Source organism: Candidatus Nitrotoga sp. 1052, assembly GCF_927312905.1.
Classification (GTDB): domain Bacteria; phylum Pseudomonadota; class Gammaproteobacteria; order Burkholderiales; family Gallionellaceae; genus Nitrotoga.
The window spans coordinates 73,799-91,781 of record NZ_CAKMHQ010000029.1 but is presented as its reverse complement, the minus strand read 5'-3'; the positions used below and the strand labels follow the sequence as shown (position 1 = coordinate 91,781).

Sequence of the window (17,983 nt, the reverse complement as noted above, 5' to 3'; positions counted from 1 at the left end):
CTTAAAGTTAAGAAAATGCAGCTTTAATGCCAGGGAAATTTGGCATGTGTAAGAATCAAAATTAGTTATCTAAAGATGCTCAACAACTGTCATTGTTCTTCAGAGCAATCGAATGACTATCAAAGAAATCTTGAATCTTATCAAAGCCACTTTTTCAGCGTGGATTGACGACAATGCACCAAGCATGGGAGCAGCGCTTGCCTATTACACAGTGTTTTCAATTGCACCACTTCTACTGATTGTTATGTCTATCGCTGGGCTTATTTTTGGAGTTGAAGTGGCACGAGGAGAAATTTTCGCTCAGCTACAGGATTTGATGGGAAAAACCGGAGCGTTGGTAGTGCAAGGTTTGCTCGAAAGCGTTAGCAAGCCTACAGAGAGTGTAACTGCCGCTATTATCGGCTTGGTTTTGCTCCTGATTGGTGCAACTACAGTATTTGCCGAGTTACAGGACGACTTGGATAGGATATGGCGTGCACCAAAAAGAACCGAGGATGCGGGGATATTTGGATTAATCCGCACACGAGTACTTTCTTTTGGAATGATCTTGGGAATAGGTTTTTTACTGATTGTTTCGCTCATATTAAGCGCTGCGTTGGCAGCATTAGGGAAATGGTGGGAGCCTTTATTTGGCGGATTTGGGCTTCTCGCAAATTTAGTCGATATAACGCTGAGTTTTGTGCTGATTACTATTGCATTCGCAATGATCTACAAATTAATGCCACGAATGAAGATAGATTGGCAAGATGTATGGATAGGTGCGGTGGTCACCGCGTTTCTGTTTACGATCGGCAAATTCCTGATCGGTTTTTACATTGGGAGAAGTGGCGTTGCTTCAGGATTCGGAGCGGCAGGTTCGCTCGTTGTTTTATTGGTATGGATATATTACTCTGCTCAGATATTTTTGATGGGCGCTGAATTTACGCGGATCTACTCTTATACGTTTGGATCGCGCAAAGATCAGCCCACGCAAACGGCAACCATTTTAGCTGAGAAAATGTAAACTCGTATTTTTTGAGGGCGCCTCTAAAAATTCAAGTTTCTAGGCAAGACAAGGCACGAGTAAAAAATTTGAGCGCTGCATATAGTTGATATGTAAGCGATAATTTTTTTCGAGTAACGCCGTATTGTGACGAAAATTGGATTTTTAGAGGTGCCCTTGAATATTTGGTTAAATATGCGATGCAAAATGGCTTCCCCGGAGAATAAGGAACTCTTCCGTCAAATTTTCCCACCTGGTTTGAAATGTGCAGGGAGTACTGCTTTAATCGCTGCGTAATCATAAGGCAGTGGCTTGACCACGACAGTTGCTGGCAGTAGCGCTTTGATGGCTGCATCAAGCGACATGAAGCGGTCGTTGCTTGCAGGGTGAGACGAGAACCATTCCAGATCGAGGGTCTCTTTTTCGCTCATTTTCCGAAAAAAATCACGCATTTCAGTGGGTGAAATGCCTGAGACAACCAAGGCTTTCAGACCTTCAATATCGGCTTCTGCTTCATGCTGACGTGAAAACTTAAGCCTGATCAAATCAGAGCCAAGTGCAGCCACACCGCTGAGATCGCCAAACACCAGGCTGACAGTTACCATAAGACCTGCTGATTTCACCATGCCATTCAGACTGTGGCGTTTTTCCACGTGCTGAATTTCATGCGCAAGAACACCCGCGACCTGCTCAGCATTATCGGCTAGTGTCAGTAACCCAGTGTTCATGACAATGAAACCGCCGGGCATCGCGAAAGCGTTAACTGACGCATCGTCCGCCACATAAAATTCATATTGGTATGCCGAACCTTGCGATAGCCGCGCGCCTATCTCTCGCACCATGGTGGCGCCCGGGCCTTCGATTAGTGTCAGTCGCTGCTTGGTGAGCGCGAATATTTGCTCGCCCAGTTTGCGTTCCTGTATTACAGTCACATGCGAGATGGCCCATGCGACAAGTCTCTCGTACTCCCATACAATCGCGACAAGCACCAACATCGGCAACACGAATACGCCCCAGATGAATACATGTGACCAAGCGCGAGTCGCATCATCCCGTCTTCTGGCTCCAGCAGCTTTGATAGTTTCTTTATTCTGAGTGACAGACTTAAGTTGTACTTTAAGTGCGGCTACCGATGATATGTCCGATACTGTCAGCATGTAATTTCCAGCACGACCCTGCCATTCGATCATTACTTGACTGTCATTGAACCCGCCATTACGCACAGAAACTTCGCTCCAAGCGGGCATACCGTCGTAGTCATTCTGCGTGGTAAGCCGCAGTCCATGACTCGATATCAAGACTTCGACCGGGCTGCCGGTACTTTGGAATCCTGGTCCCCAAGCAAGACCTGTGATTTTATTGAGTTCAGTCATGTCGAGTTGGGAAAGTTGAAGTTACCGCTTAGTCATCACCACTGAATATACCCCCCAAGATTCCGCCTTCCTCGCGTCCACCGCCACCAGCCAAACCAAGTGTGCTAGCTACACCGCTACTTTTTGGTGCTGCGGCAAAAATGCGCGAGGCCAGCCGATTGAACGGTAAGGATTGTATAATTATCATTCCCGGCCCGCGCAACACGGCGAAAAATAGACCTTCGCCGCCAAATAATGCGGTCTTGATCTTGCCCACATATTGAATATCGTAGTCTACTGTAGGTTGCATTGCCACTAGGCAACCGGTGTCAACGCGTAGCGTTTCACCCGGTGCCAAATCGCGCTTCATCATGGTGCCACCGGCGTGAATGAATGCCAAACCATCACCTTCCAGCTTTTGCATAATGAAGCCTTCGCCGCCAAAAAATCCGGTACCAAGTTTTTTCTGGAATGCGATCGAAAGCGAAACCCCTTTGGCAGCACATAGAAAGGCGTCTTTCTGACAAATAAGAGAACCACCGAGTGTAGATAAGTCCATCGGCAACAGTTTCCCCGGATAGGGCGCGCCGAACGCAACTTTCTTTTTTCCGGAGCCTTTGTTTGTATAGACAGTGGTGAACAGGGATTCACCGGTAAGCACACGTTTACCAGCTCCCAACAGCTTGCCAAAAATACCGGACTGTTGCGCCGAGCCATCACCGAATATCGTGTCCATGTCGATGCCATCCTCCATGTACATCATGGAACTGGCTTCACCTACGGCGGATTCCTCAGGATCAAGTTCGATCTCGACGAACTGCATTTCCGATCCGTAAATTTTGTAGTCGATAACATCCATTGCCATGTGATACTCCTTAAATTTGTTGATTTATAAGCCGTTCTGCTTTCCTCGACAACTTATCAAGCTCTACGTTTGCGTATAAAATTCATTCATATTGTCTTGATTATATTTAACTAAAAATGTTATGACTATCTAAGATATAATAAATCATTTTAATTTCTTCCCGAATAAAGGACGCCTCTAAAAATTCAAGTTTCTAAACAAGACAAGGCACGAGTAAAAAATTTGAGCGCGGCATATAGTTGATATGTAAGCGATAATCTTTTTAGAGTAACACCGTATTGTGACGAAACGGGGTAAGCAGGCAAGCCGCAAAGCGGCTGCTCGCAAAATTGGATTTTTAGAGGTGCCCTAAAATTGACACCATAGCATTCATGTAGGCATCACAGGATTGGGAAAATTAACTTTTAGATTGATGGCTTATAATTAGCACAACCTTTCCTGAAAACCAGTAACCTCATGTTATTCTTGATAAGAACTAAAAAGATTCAAGCACCAAAATGATTATTGAAGATGCTCCAATAGTGCACATTCATAGTTTCCCGCCAATCGAAAGTGACAATTCAAGCATCCTTATCCTTGGCACGATGCCAGGCAAGGCCTCCTTGCTAGCACAGCAATATTACGCACATCCACGAAACGCATTCTGGAAGATCATTAGTGAAATTCTTGGCGTCAACGCCGTAAATTCTTATGAAGCCAGAACATCATCAATTATCGCGGCAAGAATTGCACTCTGGGACGTTTTGAAGTCATGCACACGGGAGAGCAGTCTCGATTCTGATATAGACAATGACACGATCATGCTTAACGATTTTGCGAACTTTTTCAACAAGCATTCGCACATTCATAGGGTGTGTTTTAACGGAGCCAAGGCAGAGAATCTGTATATGAGACATATACGACCATTTCTTCGAAACTCCTCAAATATCAAATATATTCGCCTGCCTTCAACGAGTCCAGCGAATGCTGCGACTTCCTTTGATGAGAAATTGCGGGCATGGAAGGCAATAGCATGTTGATGCTTAAATCTTCTTCATAAGCTCGCTACCGCACAGACTCCTCTCTTAATAAGAAAGATAATTATCAAAAATATGATGCTGACTCAGCACGCTCAGCACGCCGTAACTTAGGACTCATTCCAAACCTCAACCTATTAAAGGATCACCACCATACGATATAAATCCATCACATGAAAACCCAATCTTTAATCAATGATCCGCCGATTGAAACACAGGATGCTTCTCAAGCTACTCAATAGACTACTAACCATTAATAGAATAAAGGAATATCCATGACTATCAAAAATTTTCTTAAACTACAATTCGTTGCGCTACTATTTGCTGCAATTATTTCTCCTCTAAGTTCACTTGCTGATACTAATTCAAAACCGGCAACGATAAAGTTTATCTTAGGTACGAAGGAAGTTTTAGACTATCAAAAAACGAGCTGTCCTCCTTATTATTTGGGTAGTACGATTACTGGAATAGGGACTGGAACGATTACAGAGAATCGAAAAAGCACACGTTTAGGTGTCCTTTCTTTCAAAGCTGATGATTGCATTACTCCGATGGAAAATTATTTCACCTCCACAGGAAGTTGGACGCTTACTGCTCGTAATGGCAACAGTATCATGGGCAATTATTCTGTTTCCTTTGTTCCAACCGATAATCCACAAATCTATATGTATGAGAATTTTATACTCCAAATAACCGGAGGAACGGGTCTCTTTACGGGAGCAACCGGATCTGGCGTCGTGGAAGGAGCGTCTAATATCCAAACGGGGCTAGGGGTAATTGAAGGTACTATGTATATTTCCAAATAAGCCTTGCGTAAGCCAATTCGCATCTATTTCCCGTGGCTGTCCATTTTCAGTTGAATACGCAGTTTGAATTTGGCGGCCCCCACCCCACAAAGCGGTTTACCCCTTAAATCGATGACATCTATCAGCTGATAATTTGTAGCAGTCGCAACCCCAAATAATGGTCACCTATTGATTGATGCAACTGACTGTTCAGATTCATTATTTATGTGGTCGTCGTCCATGAACTACCTATAAAAAAATTCGTCACCCATCAAACAATGGAAAGCTGCGTTTGATCGCTTAGCTATTTCAATTTCAATTCTGGGAACGAATGCCGCATCACTAACAAACTCTGTTTACACAAAATCCAGATATCTTCTCCTCTCTCTATCATTTGCTTATCAATGGAATAAAAATCATATTGCCCTCACGCTGCACGAGCAATGCGGCACGCATGCCCACATCAGCCATCACGGTACGGAACTGCTTAATGCTGGAGATGCGTTGGCTATTGATGGCTATAATAATGTCTCCCGGCTGAATGCCTGACTCTGCCGCAATACCGTCAACTGCATCAACTACTACATAGCCGTCTGTGCGCAGCATCTGCCGCTCATCAGGATTCAACTCATGCATAGTCAAGCCAATTTTGTCCGGTGCCATCCCCTTATCCATTGGTCTCGGTTTGGGTGTTGTGAGGTCAGCATCCGCGTCTCCAAGGGTGGCTACCACTTCCTTTGCTACCCCGCGGCGCCATATGCTCAGTCGTGCAATTGATCCAGGCGCGGCGTCAGCAACGGCGCGAGCCAAATCACCTGCATCCGTCAGTTCTTTACCATTCAATTTCAGGATAATATCCCCGATCTCAAGGCTGGCCCGTGCTGCCGGTGTATCCTTCCCTACCGTAGTAATCAGCGCACCGCTGGCCTTCGTCAGGCCAAATGATCTGGCATGTTCAGGGCTTACGTCCTGAATGGTTACACCAAGCCAGCCACGTTTGACTGTGCCATGCTTCAAAAGCTCGTTCTTTACCTTTATAGCGAGATCGATCGGGATCGCAAAAGACAAACCCATGTAGCCTCCGCTACGGCTATAAATCTGTGAATTGATACCGATGACCTCACCATTCAAATTGAAAAGCGGCCCCCCGGAATTCCCTGGATTGATTGGAACATCAGTTTGAATAAATGGAGTGGTATTCTCGCCGGGCAGGCTGCGTCCCATGGCACTTACAATACCCTGAGAAACCGAGTTGGTGAAGCCGAATGGCGATCCAATTGCAACGACCCATTCGCCAACCTCAAGCTTTGAAGCATCACCAATACTAACAACAGGAAGATCTTTAGCTGAGATTTTCAATAGAGCAATATCGCTGCGCTTGTCCGCACCTATTACCTTTGCCTTGAACTCTCGTTTGTCAGTCAGTCGGACCGTCACTTCGTCCGCCTTCTCGACGACATGAGCATTGGTAAGAATATAGCCGTCCTGGCTAATGATGAAACCGGAACCAAGCGACTGACTGCGAAATTCATGTGGAAGCATCTCGCCAGGCGCAAACCGGCGAAAGAACTCATAGAATGGATCATCTTGCTTGGTGCCAGGAAATGCCGGAAATGGAATATGCTCCCTGCGAATCGTCTGAGTAGTGCTGATATTGACAACCGCAGGTCCTTCCTTCTTGACCAGAGCAGTGAAATTCGGGAGCGCAACAACCGCCGATGCAGCACCTACAGCGCCACTGGTAGTCACCGGCGGTGGTGCCTGTTGTGGTTTCTTTCCGCAACTATCTAATGCCAACAAGATAACCAATAGAACGATTGTGAGTACAGGTTTTCTCATAGTGCGCATCATATTTACCCGTTAGTGCGTCCAACTCACGCGTAACAGGTTTTCCTCTTTATTATAGTGAAATTTCAGCTCTCCCTGATAGGCATGATGCAAAGCTTCGCCCATACCACGAGCAAGATGTGGGTCAGTTGTGGTTACCAGTACACCGCCATCTTTTTTATCTTCCACTGCCATGATGCGCTTGAGCGGGTGTTCTGTCCGTTCACGTTTTTCCACGTTATGCACGAGATTCATAATTTCCTCGCTATGAGCTGCAAAAAACTTGCCCTGTATAGTAAGGAATCCTGCAGGGTAATGGTCGTGTATACGATGACAGGCAGGACAGGTTTCCCGGTGCGCCTCTGCCGGAGCTTGGCGCCACTGCCAACGCCCTTCATGAAATACCGCGTTACATTGCGGGCAGACAGTCGGTTCTTGCAGCTTTCCCTTTAATTTGTAGGCATCGTGCACATGTTCTTGCAACATATGTTCACTTCGTCCGGGATTAAAACCGGTAGGAATGGTTGCATTGCTCATGATAATCTCTCCAATGGTTGATTACCCCAATTCCACTTCATATCTACCAAAACATACAGACAGCTGGCAATGGTTTTCAGATAACTCAAATCCCTTGGCCCGAACATAATCATGTAAAGGTGATTTGTTTACTGGTGTCCGCAATTATATGAATATCTTATTAATAATGAGCGAGTTCGAAAATTTTTTATTCATATAAATCAGAATGCTCCGCATGCTTCTTAAGTCACTGGATAATATGTAGTTTGAATTTGATAATGAAAAAACATATTAGTGTGTCGACCATGATAAGTGAATAAGCAAATTGCTTATTTTTACCTAAGGTAATATCTTAAAAATGATATTGCGCCGAGCATTAAAACTTAATTATTTCAAACAATATCAATATGATACTGCTAATATGCTAGATACTACTGTCGTATGGAAATTGTTACAATTGAATGATGTCACAAAGAATAGCCAAGCGAACAAGCTGGGCAGTGTTCTGCAATTTGAGTTTTCTCATGATGCTAGCGTGATGAACACCAACAGTTTTGGGGCTAATGGAAAGATTTTCGGCGATTTCAAGTATCGAATTACCTTCTGCCATCAATTTGAATAACTGGAATTCACGTTTGGAAAGTGCGTTTATTGGATCTAGGGCCGCGTGAAACAACTGCCTGTCAACAACCATGTCCGAAATATGCTCCGGGTCGATATATGTTTTTCCCAGCTTTACTTGGCGCACAGCGTGCGCCATTTGTTTGAGACCGCTTTGCTTGGTTAGATAACCCGTTGCGCCCATCTCCAGGACGCGCTGCACCATAGTTTCATTACCGTGCATACTGAATACCAGAATGTGCGCAACCGGGTCATGCGCCCTGATACGACGAATTGTTTCCAGACCACCGCTACCCGGCATATTGAGATCAAGAACCACCACATCAGGTTTAAACTCCCGGTAAAGAATATAGCCTGTTTCTCCATCATCGGCTTCCGCCACTACTCGAATGTCAGCTGTACTTTCAAGCAAGCGACGAAAACCGTCGCGCACCACGGGGTGATCGTCTATAAGCAATACAGTAATCGGCTGAACGGCAGTGCTCAGGTTCATTGTTTTCTTCTTTCTAACTGATATTTAAGTGGTAATCGAACGTCGATGCGTACTCCATGGCCCGGAGTGCTAAATGAGGAAAACTCTCCCCCCGCTGCAATTGCCCGCTCACGAATGCCGAGTAGTCCGAATCCATTGAATGCCTGGTTTGTGTCGAAGCCTTTGCCGTCATCCGTTACCCTTAAAAACACTGCCTCGGCATCGGGTGTCACACCCGGTTCACGGCTCAAGCACACCGAAACACGTTTGGCCAAGGCATGGCTGCAAATATTAGTGAGTGCCTCCTGAATTATGCGGTATACAGTAATGTTAATACTTTCACTCAAACCGTTTAAATCACCTTCAAGTGCAAACTCGAAGATTATGTCTGGATTATGTAAACACCACTTATTCGTCAGTTCACGCAGGCTATCCGCTAGTCCAAGTTCATCCAACAGCGCCGGGCGCAAGTGACGCAACATGCCACGGATCACTTCATGCATTTCCTTGGCACTTTCGCTAATGGCTTGTACGCTTGCTCGGGCTGTTGACTCTCCGTCGGACACACATAAAATCGCCTGAGATTCCGCATGTATAGCGGTAAGCCATTGACCTAATTCATCATGCAATTCACGAGCCAGGTGGCAACGTTCAGTTTCCTGAACGCTGTACAGATTTTGCGTAAGTGTGCGGTTTTGAATCAACAATTCCAGATTAATATCTGCTGCCCTTTTAAGTGAACTAATGTCGATGCCGACTCCCAATAGTCCAGCGACATTACCTTCCGTATTATTAAAAGGGGCGAGCACAGTAGACAAATAAACCGCATTGCCGCCTGCATCGGTAAGTCTGCTTTCCACACCCGCTTTGATTTCGCCCGATTCCAGCACTTCACGGTTTATACGCTGAAAATCCTCGGCTAGTTCGCGTGGCAGTAGCTCAAAATCGGTTTTACCGAGCACATTTCCTACCGGATGGCCGAGAAGATCAGCGAACATCTGACTAACGGTCACATAACGCAAATTCAGATCTTTGTAGAACACGATGGCCGGTATCGCATTTAGCAAGGCATCCTGCTCAGTTCGTTTTTGTTGTAATGCCAATGCAATGCGTTTCTGTTCGGTAATATTGGTCATCACCGTGCGGCAGGCACGTATCCCATTATCCATGGCTGCACTTTCCAGGCGGATGTAATCCGGCTCATCAGTACGCGTCATGATTCTCAATTCGGTAACAATATTGCCAGAGGAATTGAAAGTTTGCTGCAGATGGTGCGAGAATGCGTGAACATCACCTTTGATAATACGAGTTACAAAAGGCGTGCCCACAATGCTTTCACGCGCTTCACAGAGCATGGTGGATCCAATCAGATTGATTTCCTGAACGTATCCGGCCTCATCCAGAGTTAGATAACCTACGGGAGCAAAATCATAAAGGTTGGCATAACGGTCGCGTGTTTCTTCCAGCATCCGTTGTGCTTCCCTCAGTTCGCGATTCTGCACCTCCAGCTCAATGTGACGCAATTGCAGCTCATGCAACAGATGGATTTTGTCATCTTCCATCTCTCTGTCTGAGGCTCTCCTATGAGCCTCTCTCAATTCGCGATTTTGCGCCTCCAGCACAAGCTGGCGCACCTGCAACTCGTGCAATAATTGCATATTGCCATCTTCCAGCACCTTATCTGACGCACTCTTGTTCCGTAAAATAATCTCGTTGAATTGATTTCCTTTGCTGTCGTTTTCGGGGTCATCAAACCTTCGATTTCGATTTGTTTGCATCTGGGTCATCACATTCCTCATTCAGTAATTGTTAGGGGAATTGAATTGCTCACTTCACCTATAATTAGAAAATATCTACCATTTATGCTCTCAACTTTCCTTTGGACGGTACCAGATATTACAAGGAGCACATTTTCACCATGCCTATAACCTCTTAATTACGATGCGCATGTACTCGCACACCATATCGATAATATGTCATTCATTTTAAAATCAAAGCGCTGCGCCGAAATGACGGATTCAGAATTTTTAGAATTGTCCTTGATGTATTTCAAAAACGGGTTAAATTCTCCGTTGTTAAGTGCTCAGAGGAATGTTTCCCACATTAACCAGTTCGACTATATTGCCTCTCCCCTCTTTCCACAAGCAGGGAATGCATCCTGTCTCTGCTAAAATCATCTCACCCTGTCCACACATCACTAAGCCGCATGATACAAATAAGCCAACGTTCCTACCCAACCGATACTGCACAACAGCTTATCGACACTGGCATCGCACCGCTTTTAGCACGTGTTTACGCGGCGCGCGGCATTTGTAATGTGACGCAGTTGGATACCGGCCTGCAATATCTGCTGCCCTTCACGCAACTAAAAAACGCACAGCATATGGCATGCTTATTGGCTGATGCCATCGCCGCACAACGCAAGCTGTTGATCGTGGCGGATTATGATGCCGACGGCGCGACCGCCTGTGCTGTAGGGCTGCGTGGCTTGCGTATGTTGGGAGCGCAAGTGGATTTCATCGTGCCGAACCGCTTCGAATATGGTTATGGTTTAACGCCGGAGATCGTGCGCCTGGCGGCGCAATCCACCCCCGACATATTGATCACCGTGGACAATGGCATTGCCAGTGTGGACGGCGTGGCCGAGGCCAACCGATTGGGCATGCAGGTGTTGATCACCGACCACCATCTGCCTGGAGAAGATTTGCCGGACGCACTTTGCATTGTCAATCCAAACCAACCGGGCTGCGATTTTCCCAGCAAAAACCTGGCGGGGGTTGGCGTCATGTTCTATGTGTTACTCGCATTACGCGCCGAACTGCGGGCTCGCGGCGCATATGCAGAACAAACGGAACCCAATCTAGGCAAACTACTCGATCTGGTTGCCTTGGGAACAGTTGCAGATGTTGTAAAACTGGATGAAAACAATCGTATTCTGGTACAACAAGGACTACAGCGCATCCGCTCCATGCGCGCTTGTTGCGGCATCAACGCATTGTTGCAGGTAGCCGGTAAAAATTATGCACAGGTTTCCAGTTATGAATTGGGCTTTGTTGTGGGGCCACGGTTGAATGCAGCTGGACGGCTGGAAGATATGAGCTTGGGTATCGCATGTTTGATTAGCGATGATGTCACTGAAGCAGCCAAAATTGCGGCTCAACTTGATACACTAAACCATACGCGGCGCAATATAGAAGCTGACATGCAGCAAGCGGCGCTGGCCACGCTGGAACACATCACTCCGACTGACAGTTGCAGCCTCGCGCTGTTCGACGAAACTTGGCACCAGGGTGTTATCGGCATTCTCGCCTCGCGTCTAAAAGACCGCTACCATCGTCCCGTCATCGCTTTCGCACGATCACTAAATGGTGAAATAAAAGGCTCTGGACGCAGCATCCACGCCCTGCATCTGCGCGATGCACTTGATCTTGTGTCCAAACGCCATCCACATCTGCTACAAAAATTTGGCGGTCATGCCATGGCGGCAGGGCTTAGCCTGCGCGAGGAGCATTTCGATGAGTTTAAGGCCGCCTTTGAAGCCGTAGCACAAAGCCTGCTTTCCCCAGCCGATCTCACCAAGATTATTGAAACAGATGGTCTACTCGCACCATCCGAATTCACATTAGGCATTGCGCGCAGCCTGGAACAGCAGGTTTGGGGACAAGGTTTCCCGCAGCCATTCTTTGAAGGCGAGTTCACCGTAAAAAGCCAGCGCGTGGTTGGCGAAAAACATCTCAAACTAAAACTGAAACTCACTACGTCAAGTGCAGCATATGATGCCATTCACTTTTTTTGTGTCGACCCCATGCCAGCCTACATTCGTGCGGTTTTCAATCTGGCTGTCAATGAATACAATAGCAGTGTCAGCTTGCAGCTCATCGTCCGGCACTGGCAAAAAATAGACCTATAAAGCCGTGAGAAATTGTTTATTTTAAATTGAGAAGCCAAGAGGCCAAACTGCGCACAAAATCAAACCAGCGCAGTCTCGCCTGAACGCTTGATTAGGTGAAATGAGAGGTGTCGCGCTGGCCGCGTTGATCACCTTGACATCTAGCTGGGTAATTGCCTTACATCACCATGATTACGGTTCTGACAAGCTGTATGCTAGTTGGAAAATGCACACACGTTTTATCGTTTTGGATCTGTGATCTGAAATGTCGGTAAAACACTCTTCGTTAAACTTATATCAAGGCGGCCAAGCGATGAATCATCAAATTTGGCAAAGCAACGGTATCGAGGTCCTGCCGCAGTTCCTCGCCAGCCTCGCCATCGGCCTGCTGATCGGCCTGGAACGTGAGCGCAGACCTTCGTCCAAAGCCGGACTGAGAACCTTTGCGCTGGTTGCACTCATGGGCACTATCACCGCCATGCTCTCCAGCAAAATTGGCTCGCCCTGGCTGCTGGTTGCAGGCTTCTGCATCGTGGGCGTTATGATTATTGCTGCCTATCTCGCCAGCCCCACCGAAGAAAACGATCCAGGCACCACCACGGTTGCCGCTTTGCTGCTATGTTATGCGCTCGGCGCACTAATCTGGTATGAACAAACAAAATTGGCCGTCATGCTAGCCATAGTCACCACTACCCTTCTCTACTTCAAACCAGAACTACGCGGCATGACGAAACGTTTGACCCGGCGTGACCTGGTTTCCATCCTGCAATTTTTGGTACTAACCTTCGTCATCCTACCAGTCCTGCCGGACCAGAACTACGGCCCTTATGACGCATTCAATCCGCATCAGATATGGATGATGGTAGTGCTGATTTCAGGGCTAAGTCTGGCTGGTTATATCGCTCTGCACTGGACGGGTCAACGCTATGGTGCACCACTGCTCGGCTTGCTCGGCGGACTGGTATCCAGCACCGCAACCACATTGGTTTACGCACGCCACAGCAAAATCAGTGAAATCATGGCACGCCTGTCTGCTGTGGTTATCCTGCTTTCCAGCCAGGTCGTACTGATGCGCTTGACAGTGGTAAGTGCAGTAGTGTCGCCCGGCTTGCTCGCCAAACTATTGCCGGTGATGGGGCTCGGCCTCTTGTTTGGGCTGGTCGTTACCCTTCTCGACTGGCGTAAATTGCATACCTCTTCAGATTTACCAATGCCAAAAACTTCCAACCCGACCGAGATTCCTGCCGCTCTGAGCTTCGGCCTACTCTACGCAGTGGTACTGTTTTTTTCTGCTTGGCTTTCAGATATTGCCGGCAGCGGCGGCCTGTATGTGGTCGCCTTGATCTCCGGACTCACCGACGTGGATGCCATCACACTCTCCAGTCTGCGTTTATTTGATTTGGATAAACTGAACGATGATCAGGCAGTAACAGCCATTGCCTTCGCTTTTCTGTCCAACCTGGTATTCAAATTTGGGCTGGTGGTATTTATCGGCGGCATGACCTTGGCAAAACATGTCGCGGCAGGGTTTTTGGCGATGGGAGCCGGTGTTGCGCTTGGCCTGTTTATTCTCTAATTGGACTAACGTGCATGGCAATAATGCCGCCCCCGATGATAAAACTCGCCATGCCCGTTTCCCTCACACCAACCTTCTCCCGGTGGGAGAGGGAGCAAACGAATCGCTGCGCGAGTTTCACGTTAACCAATTGACTTGCATGAGCGACTGCTAGCAGATAATCGCCCGCAGAACATGCTCCTGTCTCAATAGCTGCCTCCTTAAACTCAGAGCTGAGCTTTCAGCTATAATCGCCACCTTTTCCGCACTCGACAATATAATGGAAGCCGAACAACTAAACGCCCTCGCCCACCAGTTACAGGACCTCCGTGTTCGTATCACTGAACTACGGAGGTATCTTTGACTTCGATGGTAAACAAGAGCGACTGGCCGAAGTCGTAATTCTCGCCGAAGACCCAACCATCTGGCAGGACAACAAGCGCTCTCAAGAACTGGGGCGTGAGCGCAAGATGCTTGAAGGCATCGTACTCACCCTGAATCAGCTAAATCAAGATCTCGATGATACAGCCGAGCTATTTGAAATGGCGCTGGCGGAAAATGACGATGCCAGCCTCGACAGCATCGTGCAGGATGTGCAAAATATGGAGAAGAAAGTGGCGGACATGGAATTCCGCCGCATGTTTTCCAAGCCAATGGATTCCAACAACTGTTTTCTCGACATTCAGGCGGGGTCTGGTGGTACCGAGGCGCAAGACTGGGCTTCGATGCTGCTACGCATGTATCTGCGATACTGCGAAAAAAAGGGCTTCCAGGTGGAAGTACTGGAACAATCTGATGGCGAAGTAGCAGGTATCAAAGGTGCCGTACTCAAGGTGACTGGCGACTACGCTCATGGCCATTTGCGCACCGAAACTGGCGTACACCGACTGGTGCGCAAGTCTCCATTCGACTCCGGAAACCGCCGCCACACCTCTTTTTCAAGCGTATTTGTCTATCCTGAGGTGGATGAATCCATCGAAATCGAAATCAATCCGGCAGACCTGCGCGTAGATACCTACCGCGCAAGCGGCGCGGGCGGACAGCACATCAACAAGACCGATTCAGCGGTGCGCATCACCCACGCACCCACCGGCATTGTGGTTCAATGCCAGAGCGACCGCTCGCAACACCGCAATCGCGCCGAAGCGATGGCAATGCTAAAGTCGCGCATGTATGAAGCCGAACTGCGCAAACGCAATGCTGAAAAAAAGGAAATGGAAGATGGAAAAACCGACATCGGCTGGGGACATCAAATCCGCTCTTACGTTCTGGATCAATCGCGCATCAAGGATCTGCGCACCAATGTGGAAATCGGCAACACTCAGGGTGTGCTGGATGGCGACCTGGATGAATTTATTAGTGCCAGCTTAAAGCAAGGTGTGTAATCAGATTGAGCTGACGAAGGCCAATAATTTAGACGCGCAGCGTAATATGTGTCAGACACAACTTACGTTCGTCTCCGCCTTATTCGACCTTCAAAATTGAATTGGATTTCTTAACATGCCTGGACTTTAAGATCCTGTTCTATTCCCCAACTTTGCAGCCACTTTGTGGTTTTTTTATCGCTGTAGAATTTTGACTTGCCCTGTTTAATCTTATCCTGCGTGATCAGAAGTTCTACTTTCATAACAAACATGATGTGGTCGGATTGCATCGACAAACGCAGGAACTGCAAATGTCTGCTTTGTATCTGCGGACGGTTGAGTATGCCTTCCAAAGCACTCACTTGACCACATTATTGGTTGTCCAGAACATTCGAAACCCTTTAAAACCGCCTACCGTTTACCTCCAAATTATCCAGCGCTATAATTTAAACTGGGTAAGCTTAATTCTAGATATCTTGGGAATTCAAGCAAGCCGCCAATTCACGAAAACAGTCCAATCATGCTCAATATTCAGACCAAAACCATCAGTATCGTCATTGGCCAAGACCAACCCCATCTGTCTAAAGAACAAAAAGCGTTCAATACCCTGATCAAGCAAATTGATGCAAAACGCGTCAGACTGGCCGCTTGGCGGGAGATTATCCCGTCTTACCAGCGAAAATACGCCAAGGAATTAGCCCCGCTTGTCAAAAGCTCACAAGATATAGAAATCGAGTTAGTGCATTGCCTTGACCGTACCAGTGATCAAAAAGGACTTACTTCAACTGAGCGCCGCATGCTCGATGACCTGATTAGCGAACTGGCCGGGAGACTTGCAGCAGAGCGTGATGATGCAGATTTGAAGAGCATCTACAACAAACACAGTGGCTCTGACTTCGACGCTGAAGAAACTGCCGCCGTGGAAGGCATGAAATTCATGTTTGAGGACGTGTTGGGTGTTGACCTGGGCGACGACTTTGACATGAGTTCACCCGAAGAATTGTTGAAGCGGGCGCAAGCGCAGATGCTTGAACAGCAGACACAACACCAAGCCGACCGACAGGCGCAAGAAGAACGCCGGGCAAAACGAAAAAAGACAGCCAAACAAATAGCCAAAGAGTCGCAGCAACTGGCTGAAGAGCAACAAACCAGTCAGTCCATCCGCGAGTTGTACCGTAAACTGGCCAGTGCCCTGCACCCCGACCGCGAACCAGACCCACAGGAACGCGATCGAAAAACGGTCTTGATGCAACGCATTAACCAAGCCTATGACAAGAAAAATCTGCTGCTTTTATTGGAACTTCAGCTGGAGCTAGAGCACATCGACCAAGCCACCATCAACAACATTACCGCAGGCCGACTGAAGCACTACAATAAAATATTGAAAGAACAGCTCAACGAGCTGGAGCATGAAATCTTTCACACCGAGGATATGTTCAAAACGCAATTTGGCATCTCCCCTTTTACACAACTGTCTCCCAGCACCATCATGCGCAATCTCGCCGCCGACATCGTCGGCGTTCAACACACCATCCGCGAATTAAAAGACGATTTACTCGTATTTCAAGACATCAAGAAGGTCAAAGCCTGGCTCAAAAACATGCGACGGCGGCCAAAAATGGATTATTTTGATACCCCTTTTTAAGCTACGGTGCGCAGACGGGTGGACTATGGCAACGTTTCCGCTATAGACAAACTTATGGCCACGAATCTATTTCCTTTCCAATATCACCAATTATGCAGCTGATTCACAATCAGCTTTTCTGATGAACTTTCGGGCGATTTGCGGCCTCGGCCTGATTACCCCGCTAACCATTCAACTCGGTCGATCGCAATCAGTGCGTCATCTGATTTTAGTGTTGTGTCGCAATGAATACAGCGCATCATGACCAAGTCGATATAAAAACTCATAGCCCGACGGAATAGCGACAAAAAGCTGTGACCATTGGAATTCATGACAACCTTCATCAACAGGAAATATAGGCGGGCCAAGCTTTTGATGCACCGAAAACTGACTTAGTCTTAGTCTTTATGCCTTTCCAGCGTATTTACATGTTCCGTGATTCTGATGTGGTCTATTAAAAAAGACCACATCAGAATCGGTTAAAATTTACCGATTGATAATTCAGGATTTTTCAAACAATGGATACGATAAGTTTATTTTTCCTGCTGTTACTAGCCGCGCTGGGGTGGTTCTGGTTCGACAGTCTGCGCGCCCTTGAGATCGCCCGGAATATGGGAAAACATGTCTGCCGCAATGAGAATTTGCAATTCCTCGACGACACGGTTGCCAACATCGGACTGGCTCTTGCTCGCGACAAGACTGGGCGAAGGGTATTACGACGCACCTATCGTTTCTTATTCAGCGAGACAGGTAACACCCGACTTGAAGGCCAACTGGTCTTGCTTGGCGACAAAGTCGAATCAGTAACGATGGAGCCCTATCAAATAATGCCCTGAACAGATAGCCTTCAAGTGGATTCGCATCCTCTTTTGCGGCTGGCAGATTCACATTCCATACGATGAATCAACGTACCTCAACGCATTGAAGCGTCGCTTTCAACCACTGCTAAAATAGCTCGGCGAAACAATGTAAAAAAGGTTGACGGACGACCTCATGGCATGCAGCATGCCTTCGAGATACTCCAATTTATATTGAAAAAACAACACTAACTTCATTTATTTGATTAGTATTGGTTTTTGCATGACTTTACTACTCCTGCTAATCGTCTTAATCGT

General features: G+C 47.2%; 15 protein-coding genes. 8 read left to right on the top strand and 7 right to left on the bottom strand.

What is annotated here, in order from left to right; translation table 11 throughout:
* The first annotated feature begins 112 nt into the window (after positions 1 to 112).
* Complete coding sequence (locus MJ768_RS06360) at positions 113 to 1,003, top strand: YihY/virulence factor BrkB family protein (protein WP_239289064.1); 891 nt, start codon at positions 113 to 115, stop codon at positions 1,001 to 1,003.
* A gap of 218 nt (positions 1,004 to 1,221) precedes the next feature.
* Here the strand turns inward: MJ768_RS06360 and MJ768_RS06355 are convergent, their stop codons facing one another.
* Entirely contained in the window at positions 1,222 to 2,355 is a 1,134-nt protein-coding gene (locus MJ768_RS06355) for a M48 family metallopeptidase (protein WP_239289063.1), read from the bottom strand.
* A 28-nt stretch (positions 2,356 to 2,383) separates the two neighbouring features.
* Positions 2,384 to 3,199 (bottom strand): AIM24 family protein, encoded by an 816-nt coding sequence (locus MJ768_RS06350; RefSeq protein WP_239289062.1) that lies wholly within the window; start codon positions 3,197 to 3,199, stop codon positions 2,384 to 2,386.
* Between the two features lie 497 nt (positions 3,200 to 3,696).
* Here MJ768_RS06350 and MJ768_RS06345 point away from each other — a divergent pair, with 497 nt between their 5' ends.
* Positions 3,697 to 4,218, top strand: coding sequence for a DNA-deoxyinosine glycosylase (locus tag MJ768_RS06345; protein ID WP_239289060.1), 522 nt, complete (start codon positions 3,697 to 3,699; stop codon positions 4,216 to 4,218).
* Positions 4,219 to 4,490: 272 nt separating this feature from the next.
* Entirely contained in the window at positions 4,491 to 5,021 is a 531-nt protein-coding gene (locus MJ768_RS06340) for a hypothetical protein (RefSeq protein ID WP_239289056.1), read from the top strand.
* Between the two features lie 369 nt (positions 5,022 to 5,390).
* Here MJ768_RS06340 and MJ768_RS06335 read toward each other — a convergent pair whose 3' ends face one another.
* The 4 genes from MJ768_RS06335 to MJ768_RS06320 form a co-directional block, all read right to left on the bottom strand.
* A complete protein-coding gene (locus tag MJ768_RS06335; RefSeq protein WP_239289055.1) occupies positions 5,391 to 6,839 on the bottom strand; it encodes a DegQ family serine endoprotease in 1,449 nt (482 codons plus the stop codon).
* A 21-nt stretch (positions 6,840 to 6,860) separates the two neighbouring features.
* Positions 6,861 to 7,364: a BCAM0308 family protein gene (locus MJ768_RS06330; RefSeq protein WP_239289054.1), complete on the bottom strand. Its 504-nt coding sequence runs from the start codon at positions 7,362 to 7,364 to the stop codon at positions 6,861 to 6,863.
* A gap of 430 nt (positions 7,365 to 7,794) precedes the next feature.
* Positions 7,795 to 8,457: a response regulator gene (locus MJ768_RS06325; protein WP_239289053.1), complete on the bottom strand. Its 663-nt coding sequence runs from the start codon at positions 8,455 to 8,457 to the stop codon at positions 7,795 to 7,797.
* The gene (locus MJ768_RS06320) at positions 8,454 to 10,223 is read right to left on the bottom strand and encodes a PAS domain-containing protein (protein ID WP_239289052.1); all 1,770 of its coding nucleotides are present in this window, start codon (positions 10,221 to 10,223) and stop codon (positions 8,454 to 8,456) included. Before MJ768_RS06320 ends, MJ768_RS06325 begins: the two co-directional genes overlap by 4 nt.
* 419 nt (positions 10,224 to 10,642) lie before the next feature.
* Between MJ768_RS06320 and recJ the strand changes: the two genes are divergently transcribed.
* From recJ to prfB, 3 genes are all read left to right on the top strand, one after another.
* Positions 10,643 to 12,346 carry a single-stranded-DNA-specific exonuclease RecJ gene (gene recJ, locus MJ768_RS06315; protein WP_239289050.1) on the top strand — a complete coding sequence of 568 codons (1,704 nt, stop codon included), beginning with the start codon at positions 10,643 to 10,645 and terminating at the stop codon, positions 12,344 to 12,346.
* A gap of 292 nt (positions 12,347 to 12,638) precedes the next feature.
* A complete protein-coding gene (locus tag MJ768_RS06310) occupies positions 12,639 to 13,901 on the top strand; it encodes an MgtC/SapB family protein (protein ID WP_239289049.1) in 1,263 nt (420 codons plus the stop codon).
* 259 nt (positions 13,902 to 14,160) lie between these two features.
* Positions 14,161 to 15,265, top strand: a protein-coding gene (gene prfB / locus MJ768_RS06305; protein ID WP_239289048.1) for a peptide chain release factor 2 whose coding sequence is annotated in 2 segments (ribosomal slippage) — positions 14,161 to 14,241 and positions 14,243 to 15,265 — 1,104 coding nt in all. Because the reading frame shifts where the segments join, the coding sequence is not laid out codon by codon here.
* A gap of 110 nt (positions 15,266 to 15,375) precedes the next feature.
* Here prfB and MJ768_RS06300 read toward each other — a convergent pair.
* Positions 15,376 to 15,606: a hypothetical protein gene (locus MJ768_RS06300; protein ID WP_239289047.1), complete on the bottom strand. Its 231-nt coding sequence runs from the start codon at positions 15,604 to 15,606 to the stop codon at positions 15,376 to 15,378.
* A 158-nt stretch (positions 15,607 to 15,764) separates the two neighbouring features.
* On the opposite strand from MJ768_RS06300, the gene MJ768_RS06295 reads away from it, so the two are divergent.
* Both MJ768_RS06295 and MJ768_RS06290 read left to right on the top strand, forming a co-directional pair.
* Complete coding sequence (locus MJ768_RS06295) at positions 15,765 to 16,889, top strand: J domain-containing protein (protein ID WP_239289046.1); 1,125 nt, start codon at positions 15,765 to 15,767, stop codon at positions 16,887 to 16,889.
* Positions 16,890 to 17,386: 497 nt separating this feature from the next.
* The gene (locus MJ768_RS06290) at positions 17,387 to 17,704 is read left to right on the top strand and encodes a DUF3301 domain-containing protein (protein ID WP_239289045.1); all 318 of its coding nucleotides are present in this window, start codon (positions 17,387 to 17,389) and stop codon (positions 17,702 to 17,704) included.
* The last annotated feature ends 279 nt before the right edge of the window (positions 17,705 to 17,983 follow it).